The following is a 15,568-nucleotide window of genomic DNA, read 5'->3' on the forward strand; positions in this document are numbered from 1 at the left end:
ACCCGAGCCCCCCGGGGCGGTGGTATACACCGTCTCACCCCCCCCCGCACCCGCGGCCACGCCACCGCGGGACGCGCCCACCCCCCCGGGGTGCCCCCGCTTCGTGCTGTCAGGCCACGCCGCCCACCAGCCGGAACGCCGAGTCCGCCAGGTACTGGGAACTGTTCTGGAACGGGTCGAGCTTCAGCTGGAAGTTCTGGTGGCGCAGGAAGCGGCCCGGGTAGTTGATCGACTCCAGCATGACCGCGCCCGGGTAGGCGGAGCCGCGCGGGCAGAAGGTCGCGTCCTGCCGGAAGAGGGGCGAGCCGTCGTTCGGTTCGTCGCGCAGCAGGAAGTTGCGGTGGCGCAGGTACTTGCCGTCATGCGTGACGAACGAGTAACAGGAGCTGTTGGCAAGCCCCTTGACCTGCTTGAAGGTCGAGTCCTGGCGGGACTCGGAGCCGCCGAGCGGGTCGAGTTTCACGAAGTCGCCGCTCACGTGCCAGTAGCGGTCCGGATAGTTGACCGAGCGCAGGGACCGGTAGGTGGCCGACGGCTTCGGTTTGCCCGGTGAACTCGCATGGGAGGCAGGCGACTTGGTGGGCTTCGGGGTATGGGCCGCGGACGGCGAGCCGTTCCCCAGTGGGGTGGGGGAGGCATCGGTCTCCCCCGAGGAGAGTCCGCTCTTGCCCGAGGGCGGGTCCGTGGCCCCGTTCGTGGGGGGCGTGGCGTAGGAGATCAGGCCCGGAACGGTGGAGCCGGCGGTCGGGGACGGGTTCTTCGCCGCGTCCGTCGAGGCGTTGGGGCCGTTGTCCATCACGGCTATCCAGGTCACGCACGTGATGATCGTGGCCACGGCCATTCCGCCGGCCAGCCAGAGTCTTCGGGTGCCGGGTGCGCGGGACGTGTCGGGGGTCCAGCCGTTCTCCCATGGTTCGTTCGGCGGAGGCTGGGGGGTGGTTTCTGGCATGCGCTGTCTCTCCAGCGGCGCCCGAGGCGGCGGCCGGGGGTGTGGGGATGGGGTGAGTGAGCGGTGAAACACTAGTGGAGGCAGGGGTGTTGGGGGGAGATGTTACAGCGAGCGGTTTCCGTGAATAGTGAACCTCCCTGCGGAATTCCCCCTCCGGGATAGCGCGGGCCCTCGTCCGTCGTCCGCGGCTTCACATCTCTTCCTCAAGTGTGCGTCGATGTGTACGCGAGTACGCAATCGTTGTGTACGCTCGTACACATGGGATATCTCTTTCTCGGCACGGCCATCGCCGCCGAGGTGGGCGCCACCACCGCCATGAAGTACAGCGAGGGCTTCAGCCGGCTGGTGCCGTCCGTGCTGACCGTCCTCGGCTACATCGTCTCCTTCGTCCTGCTCGCGCAGACGCTGAAGACCCTCTCCGTCGGGACGGCCTACGCCATCTGGTCCGGCGTCGGCACCGCGGCGATCGCCACGATCGGGCTGCTCTTCTTCGGGGAGGGCATGACCGTGACCAAGGCCGCGGGGATGGCCCTGATCATCGTCGGAGTGGTGGTGCTCAACCTCGGGGGCGCGCACTGATGGCCCGCCGCTACGACCCCGACCGGCGGCAGCGGATCATCGACGCGGCGATCCGCGTCGTCGGCGACAAGGGGCTCGCCGGGCTGACCCACCGCACGGTCGCGGCCGAGGCCGATGTGCCGCTCGGCTCGACGACGTATCACTTCAGCACCCTCGACGAGCTGATGGTCGCCGCGCTGCGGCAGGCGAACGAGGGCTTCGCCAAGGTGATCGCCTCGCGCGGCGGACTGACGGACCCGGGCGCCGGTCTGGCCGCCGAACTCGCCGGCTGGATGGGCGAGTGGCTCGCCGGCGAGCGGACCGGCGTCGAGCTGGAGTACGAGCTGTATCTCGCCGCCCTGCGCCGCCCCGCGCTGCGACCGGTGGCCGCCGAGTGGACCGACGACCTCGTCCGCCGGATCTCCCGTCACACCGACCCGACCACGGCACGGGCGCTGTGCGCGCTGATGGACGGCATCTGCCTCCAGGTCCTGCTGACGGGCACGCCGTACGACGAGGACTACGCGCGGGAGATGCTGACCCGGGTCATCCCCACGGATCCGCCGTAGCGGACGGCTGCCGGTCCTTGGGAGGGGGACGGATGCCCGGTGGGCGGCGGGTCCGCCGAGTGGGTGTCCCCGGCGCTGTTCCCGGTCGGCGTTCCCTGCCGGCCACCGCGCGGTCACGTGGTCACCGCCCGGCACCTGAGACGGGTGCGGGGCTGGTTGGCCTGGGTGGGGGTCTGGCGGTTAGGTTGCCCTCATGACCGACACGACTGCTCCTCGTTCCACCGGTGCCGTGGCCGCCGGGCTTGCCACCATCGCCGCCGACGGCACCGTCCTCGACACCTGGTTCCCCGCGCCCGCGCTGACCGAGGAGCCCGGTCCCGCCGGCAGCGAGCGGCTGGACGCCGAGCGGACCCGGGAGCTGCTCGGGGAGCACGGCGTGGCCGCCCTCGGCAAGGACGAGGTGCGCGGTGTGGAGATCGTCGCGGTGCGCACGGTCATCTCCTCGCTCGACGACAAGCCGCTCGACGCGCACGACGTCTGGCTGCGTCTGCACCTGCTCTCGCACCGTCTGGTCAGGCCCAACGAGCAGAACCTCGACGGCATCTTCGGCTTCCTCGCCAACGTCGCCTGGACCTCCCTCGGCCCGGTCGCCGTGGACACCCTGGAGGCGGTCCGACTCGCCGCCCGCGCCCGCGGCCTGCACGTCAGCGTCTTCGGCGTCGACAAGTTCCCGCGGATGACCGACTATGTCGCCCCGGCCGGTGTGCGCATCGCCGACGCCGACCGCGTCCGCCTCGGCGCCTATCTCGCGGCCGGCACCACCGTCATGCACGAGGGCTTCGTCAACTTCAACGCCGGCACCCTCGGCACCTCCATGGTCGAGGGCCGTATCTCCCAGGGTGTCGTCGTCGGCGACGGCTCCGACATCGGCGGCGGTGCCTCCACCATGGGCACGCTCTCCGGCGGCGGCAAGGAGCGTGTCCGCATCGGCGAGCGCTCCCTGGTCGGCGCCGAGGCCGGCGTCGGTATCGCGCTCGGCGACGACTGCGTGGTCGAGGCGGGCCTCTACCTCACCGCAGGCACCAAGGTCACCCTCCCCGACGGCCAGATCGTCAAGGCCCGCGAGCTGTCCGGCGCGGACAACATCCTCTTCCGCCGCAACTCGGTCACCGGCACCGTCCAGGCCGTGCCGAACAACGCCGAGTGGGGCGGTCTGAACGACATCCTGCACAGCCACAACTGAGCCGTGGCGCAGTGACGGGCGCCCTTCCGCCGACGGGCGGAGGGGCGCCCGCTCAGGTGCACAGCGTCCGGGCGAACTCCGCCAGCGTCCGGAAGTCGTCGTCGCGCAGACCCACCCTGGGGCTGACCTGGTGCAGCAGGGCCGGAGCCGAATGGGCCGCGGACACATAGCGCTCGTCCGCCGGGGTCTGTTCGTCGTCCACCCAGGCGAACGGCCGGCCGTCGGCGTACGCCACGATCGCCTCCGTCTTCCAGTGGACGCCGTCCGGGCGCAGTGCGAACAGGCCCTCGCCGAAGTCGACGTACGGCAGTTCCGGCAGTCCGACGGTCGGGCCGATCCAGCGGTTCGCCGCGTCCATCCAGGTCGTCGCCCAGCACAGCTCGTAGCCGAGGCCGAGCAGCGCCGGTCCGTGCGAGGGGTTCAGCCACACCCGCAGGGCCTGGCCCGGCCGCAGGGCGACGCTGATCGTCGTATAGCCCTCGGGGCGCCGCTCCGGCTTCGCCGCCCAGGGATTGAGGGGGCCGTCGACGTCGAGGAAGAGCAGGGGAGGGCGCACAGGGACAACGTACGGCCAGAGGTCCGTTCGCGGGCAGCTACGGACGTACGTGGTGTCGCGGGCGGTGGTCAGCCGGCCGTGAGGTCCTCGTAGGCCGCCAGCAGCCCGTCGACCGTCTCGTGGCTCGCGGGACGCAGCGGGGCGCGGACGGGACCCGCGGGCAGACCGAGCTCGTTCAGCAGGGCCTTCGCCGTGACCGTGCCGGGCAGGCCCGCCGCCATCATCGACTCGATCAGGGGAGTGGCCCGTTGCTGTGCGCGGGCCGCCGTCGCCGTGTCGCCCGAGTCGAACGCGTCGAGGACGGAGCGGAGATGAGCGGGCACGACGTTGGCGACGGTGCTGACATAACCCGCGCCGCCCACCGCGTACAGCGCGAGGTTGTGCTCGTCGCAGCCCGCGTAGTACGCCAACTCCGTTCGGGCCAGCACCTTTTGGGCGCCGAGGAAGTCGTAGGAGCAGTCCTTGACCGCCACGATCCGGGGATGCTCGGCGAGCCGCAGCATCGTCCCGGGCTCGATACGGGTGCCGGTGCGGCCCGGGATGTCGTACAGCACGACCGGCAGGCCCGAGGCGTCGGCGACCGTGCGGAAGTGTTCCTCCAGGGCGTCCTGCGGGGGTCGGCTGTAGTACGGGCTGACCACCAACACCCCGTCCGCGCCCGCCTTTTCGGCCTGCAACGCCAGCTCCACGGTGTGCCGGGTGTCGGAGGTGCCGACCCCCGTCACGATCGACGCCCGCTCGCCCACGGCCTCCCGCACCGCCTCCACGAGCGCCGCCTTCTCGGCGTCCGAGGTGGTCGGCGACTCACCGGTCGTACCGGACAGCACCAGGCCGTCGCAGCCCCGGGAGACGAGGTGGTCGGCGAGCCGCTGGGCCCCGTCGAGGTCGAGCGCGCCGTCCGCCGAGAAGGGTGTGATCATGGCGCAGAGGGCACGGCCGAAGGGCGCGGTGGTTGTCATGCCGTACAGTCTCGGCAGAGTGAAGGTGAAGCTCCACTTAATTCTTCTACGAGGTATTGCTAAGCACTGCTTCGGAATCTGTCGTGGGGCGACCATGCCCTATGTCCTTTCCGCCCCCTGATGAGTCACCATGAACAGGACGGTCATCGGCATCGGCCCATGGAGGCGTCATGAAGCTCGGCAAGGCACTGGCCACCGGAGTCGCGCGGGAAGAGCAGCCGCGGGCTGAGGTCCTGGAACCCGAGGAGCTCGAACTGCCCGAGGAGATCAAGGACCTGAAGGCCCCCGAAGAGGTTCCGGCGGCCCGATGAGACTGCGGCTTCCGGAGGAACGCCCGACGGAGCCGCCGACCGGATACAAGATCGCCCACCCGGTGCTGTCCCAGGACGGCACTCGGGCCGGGTTCACCGGTGTGTCGCTCGGCGGCGCGCTGCCGTACGGGGTCCTCGCGGACGCGTCCTGCGTCTACGGCCTGCGGCACCGGTCGCCACACCGCCGCTGCGACTGCGGTTTCCACTGCGTGCACGACCGGGCGGCGGCCGAGGCGCTGCTGTGCACGGCCGAGCACCGGGCGGCCGTACTGCTCGAGGTGTCCGTCCTCGGGCGCTACTTCCGCTTCGAGCGAGGCTTCCGCTATGCCCGCCAGCGGGTGCGCACCGCCACGGTCGGCCCCTGTACCTGCGGCACCGTGGCCGTCGGCCTGGCCGACGCGGGCTGGGGCCGTCCGGGGTGGCGCGCGCTGGCACCCTCCTGCGCGGGATGCGTCCGCGGTCGTACGTACGTCTCGCTCGCCGCCTTCGCCCGGCTGGCCGGCGACGGGCTGCGGGTGGCCGCCGGTGTGCAGGACGCCCGTCAGGTGGCCGGCCTCACCGCCACCGACGATCTCGGAGTGCCCGAACTGGCCGCGGAGGCCGCGCTGTTGCAGGCCCGTCTCGACTGGTTCCAGACCCAGCTGGCCCGGCTGCGCGAGCCCGGGCGGGGCGGCGGGCCCGAGGGGTAGTGGGGGCCGGTCCGGGTACCCGGGTGTTCCGAACGTTTTCGAACCAGAGGAACACGAGAGGAGGCGACCGTGACCGGGACCACCCACTCCGGGCCGGTGCGCGACGGGCACCAGTCGGTGGGCGACCTCGTCGGCCAGGCCACCGAACAGCTCTCCCGGCTCGTACGACAGGAAGTGGCGCTCGCCAAGGAGGAGTTGGCCGAGAAGGGCCGGCGCGCCGGGCGCGGCGGCGGACTGCTCGGCGCGGCGGGCGCGTTCGGGTACGCCGGGCTGCTCGCGGCGGCGGGCACGGCCATCGCCGCCCTCTCGCTGACGCTGTCCGTCTGGGCCGCGGCGCTCATCGTGACGGGGGTGCTGTTCGTGATCGCCGCCGTACTCGGCGCGACCGGCCGCGCCCAGCTGCGCAAGGCCACGCCCCCCACTCCCGAGGAGGCCCTCGGCAGCGTCAGGGCCGATGTCGAGGAGATCAAGGAGAGGGCACACCGATGACGGACAAGGCGACGGGGGAGACGGGCGTGAAGGGCCCCGACGAGCTGCGCCGGCAGATCGAACGGACGCGCAGCGAACTCGGCGACACAGTGGAGCAGTTGGCGGGCAAGATGGATGTGAAGGGACGGGCGCGGGCCCGGGCGGCGGACCTCAGGGACAAGGCCGGCGCGATGACCGTGCAGCTGCGCAGCACAGCCGCGCTGGCCGGACACACCGTGCAGGAGCGGGCCGCCCAGGCCGGGCACATCGTGCAGGAACGTGCCACGCAGGCCGGCCACAGGGTCCAGGACCGGGCGACGAACACCGGGCGGCAGATGATCCAGGCGGGGCACACCGCCCAGGACAAGGCGGCGGACACGGGCCGCACCCTGGAACACCGGGCGGAACGCGACCTGCCGTGGCCGGCCCGCCCCGTGGTCAGGGCAGCGGTACGGCACCCCCGCCCCGCCCTGATCATCGGCGCGGCGCTGGCGGTGGTCGTGGTGGTGGGGTGGAGGTATCCCAAGAAGTGACGCGGACCGAGACGTGACGCGGACCGAGAAGTGACGCGGACCAAGAAGTGACGCGGACACCGAAACGCCGGACGGGCACTCCCAGCCCGTCCGGCGTTTTGAGTGCGGACGAGGCCCGTCAGGGCCGAAGCGGGGGTTTGGGGGCGGCGGCCCCCAAGGCGGCCCGCCATTTCGCCGGCCACTTCCGCGTGTCCCGAGGCTCCACATACGGCTCGGTCGGCGACAGCCCCCGGCAGGCGACCCGCTCACGCGCCAGTTCCGCGTCGAACTCCAGCCCCACCAGGATCGCCAGGTTCGACAGCCACAGCCACACCAGGAACACGATGGCGCCCGAGAGCGTCCCGTAAGTCTTGTTGTACGAAGCGAAGTTGGCCGCGTAGACGGCGAACCCGGCGGAAGCCGCCAGCCAGATCAGTGTCGCCAGGAAGCTGCCGGGACTGATCCAACGGAAGCCGCGCCCACGGACGTTGGGGGCCGCCCAGTACAACAGCCCGATCATCATCACCACCAGCATCAGCAGCACCGGCCACTTCACCACGCCCCAGACCGCGATCGCCGCGCCCCCGAAGCCGAACGCCGTCCCGGCCCGCTCCGCCAACGGCCCCGTGAAGACCACGATCACCGCGCTCGCCGCGAGCAGCAGCATCAGCGCGACGGTCAGCGCCAGCCTGAGCGGCGTCAGCTTCCACACCGGTCGGCCCTCGGGAAGGTCGTACACCGCGTTGGACGCGCGGATGAACGCGGCCACGTATCCGGAGGCCGACCACAGCGCCGCCAGCAGGCCCACCACGGCCAGCACACTGCCCGTACCACCGCTGTCGCCCAGCTGTCTCACCGCGTCCCGCAGGATGTCCCGGGCCGGACCCGGCGCCAGGGCCCGGATGTTGTCGAGGATCTTGTCGGTGGCGCTGCGGCCCACCACCCCGAGCAGCGACACCAGCAACAGCAGCGCCGGAAACAGGGACAGGACTCCGTAGTACGTCAACGCGGCGGCACGGTCGCCGAGTTCGTCGTCCAGTAACTCCTTCGCCGTGCGCCGGGCCACCGCCCGCCAGGACCGCGCCGGCAGCCGGGTCGGACTCTCGATCTCACCCTCGTCCTTCTTCTCCTCGTCCATGACCGGTGGGTCTCCCGAATCCCCGGCCCGAATCGCGCCGGGGCTCGTCCCTGAGCGGGAATGGGCCGAAAACTCAGATCGTCTGGACAAAAAAAGTTTTCGGTGAGACGGTGGACGCATGCTGGACGTCACCGTGATCGAGGACCCCGAGGCCGCCGCCGTCTCCCTGGACCCCATACGGGCCCGTCTGCTCGCCGAGCTGGCCGCCGGGCCGGCCTCGGCGGCGATGCTGGCCGGGAAGGTGGGACTGCCGCGCCAGAAGGTGAACTACCACCTGAAGGCGCTGGAGCGGCACGGCCTCGTCGAGCTCGCCGGGGAGCGCCGCAAGGGCAATGTCACCGAGCGGCTGATGCGGGCGACCGCCGCGTCGTACGTCATCTCGCCGCTCGCGCTCGCCTCCGTGCAGCCGGACCCGGACCGCTTCCGCGACCAGCTCTCCGCGCGCTGGCTGCTCGCCCTCGGCGCCCGTCTGGTGCGGGACGTCGGCTCGCTGATCACCGGCGCGGCCAAGGCCCGTCAGCGGCTGGCCACGTACGCGCTGGACGGCGAGGTCCGCTTCGCCTCCGCCGCCGAACGGGCCGCGTTCATCCAGGAGTTGACCACCGGGGTCAGTGCGCTGATCCGCAAGTACGACGCCCCGGACACCGAAGGTGGCCGTGACCACCGGATCGTCGTGGCCGTCCATCCCACCCTCAAGCAGACCGAGTTGGAATAGCCGACCTGGTCGGAACAGTCAGGAGCCCGCCATGTCCAAGGAGTTCGAGATCGTCCGCGAGTTCGAGGTCGACGCGTCGCCGGAGGAGGTGTGGGAGGCCATCACCAACGCCAGCGGTGCCTATCTGTGGCCGATGGACCCGCCCGAGCCCCGCGTCGGCGGCCGGGCCGCCTTCGGCTCCACCGTCACCGCCTACGACCCGCCGCACCGCCTCACCGTCCGCAGCGAGGACGTCGGCTTCTCCGTCCAGAGCGTCAACCAGCTCGACCACACCATCGAGGCGCGGGAGGAGGGTCGCCGCGCCTGGGTGCGCTATGTGCACAGCGGCATCTTCACCGACGACTGGGACAACCAGTACGACGGCGCGTCGAAGCACACCGACTTCTATCTGCACACCCTGCGCGAGTACCTCACCCACTTCGCGCCGCGCCCGGTGACCTTCGCCCAGTTGCAGGGCCCCGAGGCCTCGCAGGCCGCCGACGCCTTCACCGCCGTCGGACGGGCGCTCGGGCTGGCCGAGGACACGGCCGCGGGCGCGCGGGTGCGGGCGCACGGCCCCGAGGGCCGAACCCTCGACGCCGTACTGGACTTCCGCGACCCCTACTTCATCGGGCTGCGCACCGGGGACGCCCTGATCCGCTTCTTCGGTCGCAACCACTGGGGCGCCCCGGTCGGCATCAGCGTCCACGACTTCGCCCCGGACGCCGACGCCAAGACGATCGAAGCCGCCTGGCAGCACTGGCTGGACGGGGTCTACGCCTGACCACGCCGACCCCGCCCAGCCGACCTGTGGGTGCTACGGGCGGAACCGCAGCACCTGGGGGTCGTGGTCGCTGATCTGGTCGTTGAACTCCGCGTTGATGTGCACGCTGTCGTACTCGAAGTCGCAGTCGCGGCGGATCGACGGGCTGATCAGGATCTGGTCCAGGACCTGCTCGTTGCCCTGGTAGTCGTAGGTGTAACGCTCGCTCTTCGGCAGCGACTTGATCGCCGACCACAGCTCGCCGTCACCCTCGAGGATCTTCGCGGTGTCGGAGAACTCGAAGTCGTTCATGTCGCCGAGCGCGACGACGTCGGCGTTCTTCTGGACGTCCAGGATGCTCTTGACGAACGCGTTGACCAGGGTCGCCTGGGCGTGGCGCTGGGTCTCCGAACTGCGCACCGGCGGCTGGTACTGCGCCGTCAGCCCCTGGTCGCCGCCCTTGGAGTTGAGGTGGTTGGCGATCACGAAGACCGTGCGGCCGCGGAAGACGAACTCGCCGGTCAGCGGCTTGCGGCTGGACTTCCAGGCGTCGTTGGCCGGGTCGATGCGGCCCGGGGAGGCCGTCAGCTGCGCCTTGCCGTGCACCTTGGTCACGCCGACGGCGGTGGTGGAGTCGCCGCCCGCGCGGTCCACGAAGGACACCCGCTCGGGGTTGAAGAGGAACACCTGACGGATGTTGCCGCCGGGCTCGCCGCCGTCCTGGTCGTTGACGGGGTTGATCGAACGCCAGTCGTACTTCGGGCCGCCCGCCGCGACGATCGCGTCGATCAGCTTGTTCACGGTCGTGCTCGCGTCGACGACCCCGTCGTCCGTCGCGCCGTCGTTGTCCTGGATCTCCTCCAGGGACACGATGTCGGGCGACTGCAGGTTGTTCACGATCGCGGCGGCGTGCGCGGCGAACGTGGTGTCCGACGGGTCGAGGTTCTCGACGTTGTAGGTGGCGACCGCGAGTTCGCCGCGCGACTGCTTCTTCGTCGTCTCGCGCTGCAGCCCGCCGCTCTTCAGCGTGCCCAGCTGACCGGCCACCAGCGTGTAACCGCCGAACTGGTTGAAGTCCAGCGGGCCGGTGGTGGTGCCGGTGAGGGTGTCGCCGACGTTCGCCTTCGGGAAGTCGGCGACCGCGCCCAGCGACTGGATCTGCAGCCGGCCGGTGTTCTGCGAGGTGTAGGAGCCGTACAGCGTGCCGCCGCGGCGGGTCGGGTGCTCGTGCGGCTTCACGGTGACCCACAACTCGGCGTAGGGGTCGGTCGCGGTGACCACCCGGGCATTGGCGACCTGGACGTTCATGCCCTCCAAGGACTCGTAGTAGTCCAGGGCGTACGTCGCCGGCTGCAGCGGAAGGCCGTTGACCGAGCCGTTCGCGGCGGTGTCGCCGGCCGGGGCGTACAGGTCCGGCACCGACTTCGCGTTGATCACGACCGGCGCCGGGACCGCGTTGCCCGTCGACACCGTCGTGACGGTCGGCTTGGTGATCTCGGTCACCGACTGGTTGCCGGTCGAGGCGCCGCCCGGGACGTACTCCGAGACCGTGCCGGTGACCGTGACGGAGTCACCGACGGCGACCTTCGGGGTGGAGCTGGTGAAGACGAAGACGCCCTCACTGGTGGCCGGGTCGTCGTCCGGGTTCGGATCCTGGAGCCAGAAACCTCTGGACGAGCCGTACGTGCGCGTGGCGGTGACGATTCCGGGCACGTCCGCCACCTTCTGGCCGGCGTACGGCGATATTCGGGTCGCGCCCTGGATGTCGTGGATGCGTACGGTGTCGGCGTGCGCGGGCGCCGTCAGGGCGACCGTGGAGGCCGCGGAGCACACTGCGGCGACGGTGAGCGCGGCGAGACGCGCGGAAGACTTGCTCGGCAACGGAATCCCTCCGGGGACGTACAAAAGCGCCGGGACGAGGGTGGTGCGTGGAGCGTCTGGTGACGCGCGTAGAGATGAGTGAACAGTTGTCCCCCAGTTTCTACGCGCGTCAATCTCCTGCCTGCTCCGGCCAGTTGTCAAGGTTTCGGCCATGTACTGACCCTGACCAGGAGATGAACCGGGCGGCATGGGTCGAAATCCGTCTAGGCTGAGCGATTGAGCCGTACGTCGTCCAGGTGGTCGTACGGCCGCCCGGCCGCCCTAGGAGAACCAGCCGATGTCAGACAGCTCCCCCCTGCCGCCGGTACGGCTGCATCCCGAAGCGGAGCTGGCGCGGGACGCGCTGTCCACACCCGTGCTGTCCCGGGCCGCCCGGCTCGCCCGCTGGGCCGGCCCCGACACCCGCGTCGACGCCGGGGGCGGGCTCGTCGACGAGCAGGTGCCGGCCGCGGCCGAGGTGCTGGGACTGACCGGCGAAGACGCCGCGGCCGACGCGAGCGAGGCCTGGCGGGTGGCCCTGGACACCGGACTCGTCGAGATCGCCGACGAGGACGAGGGCACCGTGCGGGCCGGTGCGGAGCTGGCGCTGCTGACCGGCGGCTCGCCGCACGACGTGCTCGGCGTGTGGCAGGGGGCCCTGGAGACGGTGCTCGCCGACGCGAGCGTGCCCGACATCGAGGGCCTGGAGGAGGCCCTGGACGAGGGCGGCGATATCGACTTCGACCGGCTGCGGTGGGACCCGGAGGCGGAGGCCGAGTTCCTCGACGGCGTCCTCGGCAACCTGTACCTGCTCTCCGTCACCGAGGAGGGACCCGGCGACTCCCCGGTCCCGCTGCCCGCGCTCGCCGCGTCCATGATCGTGCCCTCCGACATGGGCGAGCCCACCAACGACGTCCTGGAGCAGGTCTCCGACGCGATGATGAAGCTCGACGACCAGTTCCGGCTGCTGGAGCCGGTCGGACTCGTCGAGTACCAGCCGGTCGACGAGGCGCTGATGGCGGACACCGACGAGGAGCCCGCCGCGCCGGTCGACGACACGGACGTCTCCCGCTACGGCATGGTGCGGCTGACCCCACTCGGCCGGTACGGCCTGCGCGCGCGGCTGCTGGAGGCCGGGTTCACCGCGCCGGCCGTCGGTGACCTCGCCGACAAGGGTGCGGACGCGCTGCTCGACGGGACGGCGACGTTCCCCCCGCAGGCCGCGCGGACCGAGACCGAGCAGTGGCTGGCACGGCGGCAACCGCTGGAAGGCGCCCGGGAGTTGCTCGCCGCGAGCCGCGGCTCGGACGCGGGCGCGCCGCTGCGCCGGCTGCTCTGCCAGCAGGCGCTGGCCCTGGTGGGGGCCGAGGCCGAGCCGGCGCTGCGGGAGGTGCTGGACGACCCCGAACTCGGCGGGCTGGCCCGGGTCTGGCTGAGCGAGCACGGGGCGCCGGACGTGCCCGCGCCCTCGGAAGCGATGATCTTCTGGCTCACCATCGACACCGTCGCCGCACAGCTCGCCGCCGAGGGGAACTCCGAGGAACTGCGCTCGCTGGTCCAGGGGTTGGCGGCCCAGCACGGCGGCTTCTTCGCCGCGGCCTGGCGCGTCGACCATCCGGCGACGGCCGACGTCCTGGAGGCGATGGGCCGCCTGCACCCGGACAATCGGATCGCGAAGGAAGCCAGGAAGGCGGCGTTCAAGGCGCGTTCGCAACAGGGGGGTTGAGGCGGGCGGGGCCACTTCGTGCCGGGTGCCCCACGCTCGTACGGGCCGCGGTCGCCCGGGCGTGCGGCGTGCGGCGGCGGCTCCCCTTCGATCCGGACGTCGCCACGGCCGCGGGTGCGGACGCTTCTTCGCGGCGAGGCGCTGTCGCGGCGGGCGTGGGGCGTGGGCATCGTGGCGGTCGCGGGCCTTCGCTTGGGGGGTGCCCTTGTGGCAGGCGTGGGGCGTTGGCGTGGTGACGGGTGCGGGCTCCTCGCTTGAGGGTGGTGCCGTTGCGGCGGGCGCGGGGTTTGGCGTCTTGGCGGGCGAGGGCATTCGCTTCGGGTGTCGTTGTGGGTGCTGCGCGGAATGCCGTGCGGTTCCGGGTGTCGTCGCGGGTGCCGCGGGTCTGCCCTTCGGTTCGGGATGCCGTCGCGGGTGGTGAAGAGTCCTTCGATTCCGGGTGACGTCGTGTTCGGCGTGGAAGCCCTTCTCTTCACGAGCCGTCGTGTGTTCGGCGTGGGAGCCCTTCCCCTTCCCCTTGCGCGTGTCGCGGCTGGCGCGGAAGCCCTTGTCCCCGCGTGCCGTTGCGGCGGATGCGAGCCGCGGGGCCCTGGGTGCCGTCGTCGTAGGGGCTTTAGCGGGAGCCGAAGGTCTTTGGCTTTTCATGGGGTGCGGTGTACGGATTCATGGAAGTGGGTCCGGAGTGGTCGCCCTGTGTTCAACTCACGTTCAGGCACGGGCGAAACCGTGTCGCCGACCCGAGGTCCGCCACCCTCCACGGCACGCCCACCGTCACAGGAGACACCATGTCGCTCACCCGCAGGGACTTCGCCAGGAAATCCGCGATCACCGGTGCCGGGGTCGCGCTGGCGGGCAGCGTCAGCGCCCTCGCCACCGCCCCGAACGCCCTCGCGTCCACGGAGACCGACGAGACCGACGGCGCCGAGGAGTTGGCGCACGGACACCACGGCGTCGGCTACGGACCGCTCGTCCCCGACCCGGACGGCATCCTCGCCCTCCCCGCCGGCTTCAAGTACCGGATCATCACCTACAGCGGCAGGACCAAGCTGGAGTCCGGCGAGTTCACCCCGTCCAACCACGACGGCACGTCCACCTTCGACGGCCCCCGCGGCGCGACCCTGCTGGTCAACAACCACGAGCTCAAGGGCCCGCGTTCGAACTGGAAGTACCCCGTCCCGCTCACCGAGGGCCTGGTCTACGACCCCGCCGCGTCCGGCGGCTGCACGGTCGTCGAGGTACGCCGCGACCATGTCGCCGAGTGGGTCGGCATCGCCGGCACCTCCACCAACTGCGCGGGCGGCAACACTCCTTGGGGCACCTGGCTGACCTGTGAGGAGACCGAGGACAAGGCCGGCCAGAACGGCATGACCAAGGACCACGGCTACGTCTTCGAGGTCGACCCCGAGGACCGGCGGGCCAACCGGAACCCCAAGCCCATCAAGGCACTGGGCCGTTACGCCCACGAGGCCGTCGTCGTCGACCCCAGGCGCGGCCACCTCTACCTCACCGAGGACGCGTCCGGCCCCAACGGCCTGCTGTACCGCTGGACCCCGCCGGCCGGCTTCCACCACGGCCGGGGCAGGCTGCGCACGCTCGCCGACGACGCCGGCGTCCTGCAGGCCTTCAAGTGCTTCGATTCCGGCGGCAAGTTCGTCGACGACCTCTCCCGTGCCACGAAGATCGGCACCGTCTATGGCGTCGACTGGGTGGACGTCCCTGACCGGGACGCGAAGACGGTCTCGACGCGCAAGCAGTTCACCGACGGCCAGATCACCCGCGCCCGCAAGCTCGAGGGCATGTGGTGGGGTGACGGCGGCGCCTACATCGTCTCCTCGTACGCCCGTGCCGAGAGCCCGGTCCAGCACGACGGCGCCGTGTGGTTCTACGACCCCAAGCGCCGCACCCTGACCCTGAAGGTCCTGATCGGCGTCAACCCCGACCCGTCCGTCGAGGGCAACTTCGACGGCCCCGACAACATCACCGTCTCGCCGTACGGCGGCCTCGTCATCGCCGAGGACGGCGAGGGCCTGCAGCATCTGTTCGGCGCGACCGACAGCGGCCGTACCTACCCGATCGCCCGCAACGAACTGAACCTCGGCACCGAGGAGGACCCCGAGTACAGCGAGTTCACCGGTGTCACCTTCTCCCCGGACGGCCGGACCCTGTACGCAAACATCCAGGAGCCGGGGATCATGCTGGCGATCACGGGGCCGTGGAAGCGCCAGAAGCGATAAAGCCCGCGGAGCGCAGCCGCTACTGCAGTAATCGGCGCAGTCCATACCTGCGCCAATCTGACCCGTCGGCAGAAAGCAGAGGCACGGCGTGGACACCCCGTGCCGTGTCTCCGCTGCCCGAACTGCCATAAGTGAAGCCCACCCCTGAGCGCTCGCGCTTAATTCGCTCGCTAGCTCCACCGGTTGCCTTCTACAGTGATGAACGTCCAGGTGCGAAGGCAGGACCTACTTCCACTGATAATGGGGCGGTCGCGGGTTCGAGTCCCGCCACCGGTACAACGCGCCGGTGTAGCTCAGGGGTTAGTACTCCAGCTGTAGATCGTGATCTTGCTGGGCGAGGCCGGTGCGGAGACGGGTGCGGCCACCGTTGATCATCGTGACTTGTGTGGAGTAACGATG

At 70.9% G+C, this 15,568-nt stretch carries 16 protein-coding genes; 11 read left to right on the forward strand and 5 right to left on the reverse strand.

Translation table 11 applies throughout. The annotated features are described in order from the left end of the window. Nucleotides 1-109: 109 nt before the first annotated feature. Complete coding sequence (locus ABZ453_RS03610; protein WP_359011131.1) at nt 110-949, reverse strand: AbfB domain-containing protein; 840 nt, start codon at nt 947-949, stop codon at nt 110-112. Between the two features lie 258 nt (nt 950-1,207). Here ABZ453_RS03610 and ABZ453_RS03615 point away from each other — a divergent pair, with 258 nt between their 5' ends. The 3 genes from ABZ453_RS03615 (at nt 1,208) to dapD (ending at nt 3,259) form a co-directional block, all read left to right on the forward strand. Continuing rightward, on the forward strand, nt 1,208-1,528 hold the full coding sequence (locus tag ABZ453_RS03615) for a multidrug efflux SMR transporter (RefSeq protein ID WP_133048151.1): 321 nt from the start codon (nt 1,208-1,210) through the stop codon (nt 1,526-1,528). After that, a complete protein-coding gene (locus ABZ453_RS03620) occupies nt 1,528-2,076 on the forward strand; it encodes a TetR family transcriptional regulator (protein ID WP_359011134.1) in 549 nt (182 codons plus the stop codon). Before ABZ453_RS03615 ends, ABZ453_RS03620 begins: the two co-directional genes overlap by 1 nt. Nucleotides 2,077-2,269: 193 nt before the next feature. Continuing rightward, complete coding sequence (dapD, locus tag ABZ453_RS03625) at nt 2,270-3,259, forward strand: 2,3,4,5-tetrahydropyridine-2,6-dicarboxylate N-succinyltransferase (protein ID WP_359011136.1); 990 nt, start codon at nt 2,270-2,272, stop codon at nt 3,257-3,259. A gap of 52 nt (nt 3,260-3,311) precedes the next feature. On the opposite strand, the gene ABZ453_RS03630 is transcribed toward dapD, so the two are convergent. Further along, a complete protein-coding gene (locus ABZ453_RS03630; RefSeq protein WP_359011138.1) occupies nt 3,312-3,815 on the reverse strand; it encodes a hypothetical protein in 504 nt (167 codons plus the stop codon). A gap of 68 nt (nt 3,816-3,883) precedes the next feature. Next, the gene (gene dapA / locus ABZ453_RS03635; protein ID WP_359011140.1) at nt 3,884-4,774 is read right to left on the reverse strand and encodes a 4-hydroxy-tetrahydrodipicolinate synthase; all 891 of its coding nucleotides are present in this window, start codon (nt 4,772-4,774) and stop codon (nt 3,884-3,886) included. 170 nt (nt 4,775-4,944) lie between these two features. Here dapA and ABZ453_RS03640 point away from each other — a divergent pair, with 170 nt between their 5' ends. From ABZ453_RS03640 to ABZ453_RS03655, 4 genes are all read left to right on the forward strand, one after another. Continuing rightward, nucleotides 4,945-5,085, forward strand: a complete 141-nt coding sequence (locus tag ABZ453_RS03640) for a hypothetical protein (RefSeq protein WP_165955099.1) — start codon at nt 4,945-4,947, stop codon at nt 5,083-5,085. Then, the gene (locus ABZ453_RS03645; protein WP_359011142.1) at nt 5,082-5,774 is read left to right on the forward strand and encodes a hypothetical protein; all 693 of its coding nucleotides are present in this window, start codon (nt 5,082-5,084) and stop codon (nt 5,772-5,774) included. Before ABZ453_RS03640 ends, ABZ453_RS03645 begins: the two co-directional genes overlap by 4 nt. Nucleotides 5,775-5,843: 69 nt before the next feature. Further along, nucleotides 5,844-6,263 (forward strand): phage holin family protein, encoded by a 420-nt coding sequence (locus ABZ453_RS03650; RefSeq protein ID WP_359011144.1) that lies wholly within the window; start codon nt 5,844-5,846, stop codon nt 6,261-6,263. After that, nucleotides 6,260-6,775 carry a DUF3618 domain-containing protein gene (locus ABZ453_RS03655; RefSeq protein ID WP_359011146.1) on the forward strand — a complete coding sequence of 172 codons (516 nt, stop codon included), beginning with the start codon at nt 6,260-6,262 and terminating at the stop codon, nt 6,773-6,775. Before ABZ453_RS03650 ends, ABZ453_RS03655 begins: the two co-directional genes overlap by 4 nt. Nucleotides 6,776-6,893: 118 nt before the next feature. Here the strand turns inward: ABZ453_RS03655 and ABZ453_RS03660 are convergent, their stop codons facing one another. After that, the gene (locus ABZ453_RS03660) at nt 6,894-7,892 is read right to left on the reverse strand and encodes a YihY/virulence factor BrkB family protein (RefSeq protein ID WP_359011148.1); all 999 of its coding nucleotides are present in this window, start codon (nt 7,890-7,892) and stop codon (nt 6,894-6,896) included. 118 nt (nt 7,893-8,010) lie between these two features. On the opposite strand from ABZ453_RS03660, the gene ABZ453_RS03665 reads away from it, so the two are divergent. Continuing rightward, a complete protein-coding gene (locus ABZ453_RS03665; protein ID WP_359011150.1) occupies nt 8,011-8,607 on the forward strand; it encodes a helix-turn-helix domain-containing protein in 597 nt (198 codons plus the stop codon). 31 nt (nt 8,608-8,638) lie between these two features. Continuing rightward, the gene (locus ABZ453_RS03670; protein ID WP_359011152.1) at nt 8,639-9,370 is read left to right on the forward strand and encodes an SRPBCC domain-containing protein; all 732 of its coding nucleotides are present in this window, start codon (nt 8,639-8,641) and stop codon (nt 9,368-9,370) included. Between the two features lie 33 nt (nt 9,371-9,403). On the opposite strand, the gene ABZ453_RS03675 is transcribed toward ABZ453_RS03670, so the two are convergent. After that, on the reverse strand, nt 9,404-11,230 hold the full coding sequence (locus ABZ453_RS03675; protein WP_359011154.1) for an endonuclease/exonuclease/phosphatase family protein: 1,827 nt from the start codon (nt 11,228-11,230) through the stop codon (nt 9,404-9,406). Between the two features lie 277 nt (nt 11,231-11,507). On the opposite strand from ABZ453_RS03675, the gene ABZ453_RS03680 reads away from it, so the two are divergent. Together ABZ453_RS03680 and ABZ453_RS03685 are read left to right on the forward strand one after the other, a co-directional pair. Continuing rightward, nucleotides 11,508-12,935 (forward strand): hypothetical protein, encoded by a 1,428-nt coding sequence (locus ABZ453_RS03680; RefSeq protein ID WP_359011156.1) that lies wholly within the window; start codon nt 11,508-11,510, stop codon nt 12,933-12,935. A 785-nt stretch (nt 12,936-13,720) separates the two neighbouring features. After that, nucleotides 13,721-15,169, forward strand: a complete 1,449-nt coding sequence (locus ABZ453_RS03685) for an alkaline phosphatase PhoX (RefSeq protein ID WP_359011158.1) — start codon at nt 13,721-13,723, stop codon at nt 15,167-15,169. Nucleotides 15,170-15,568 lie beyond the last annotated feature (399 nt).

Source organism: Streptomyces sp. NPDC005799 (genome assembly GCF_040630525.1).
In the GTDB taxonomy this organism is placed as follows: Bacteria; Actinomycetota; Actinomycetes; order Streptomycetales; family Streptomycetaceae; genus Streptomyces; species Streptomyces griseorubiginosus_B.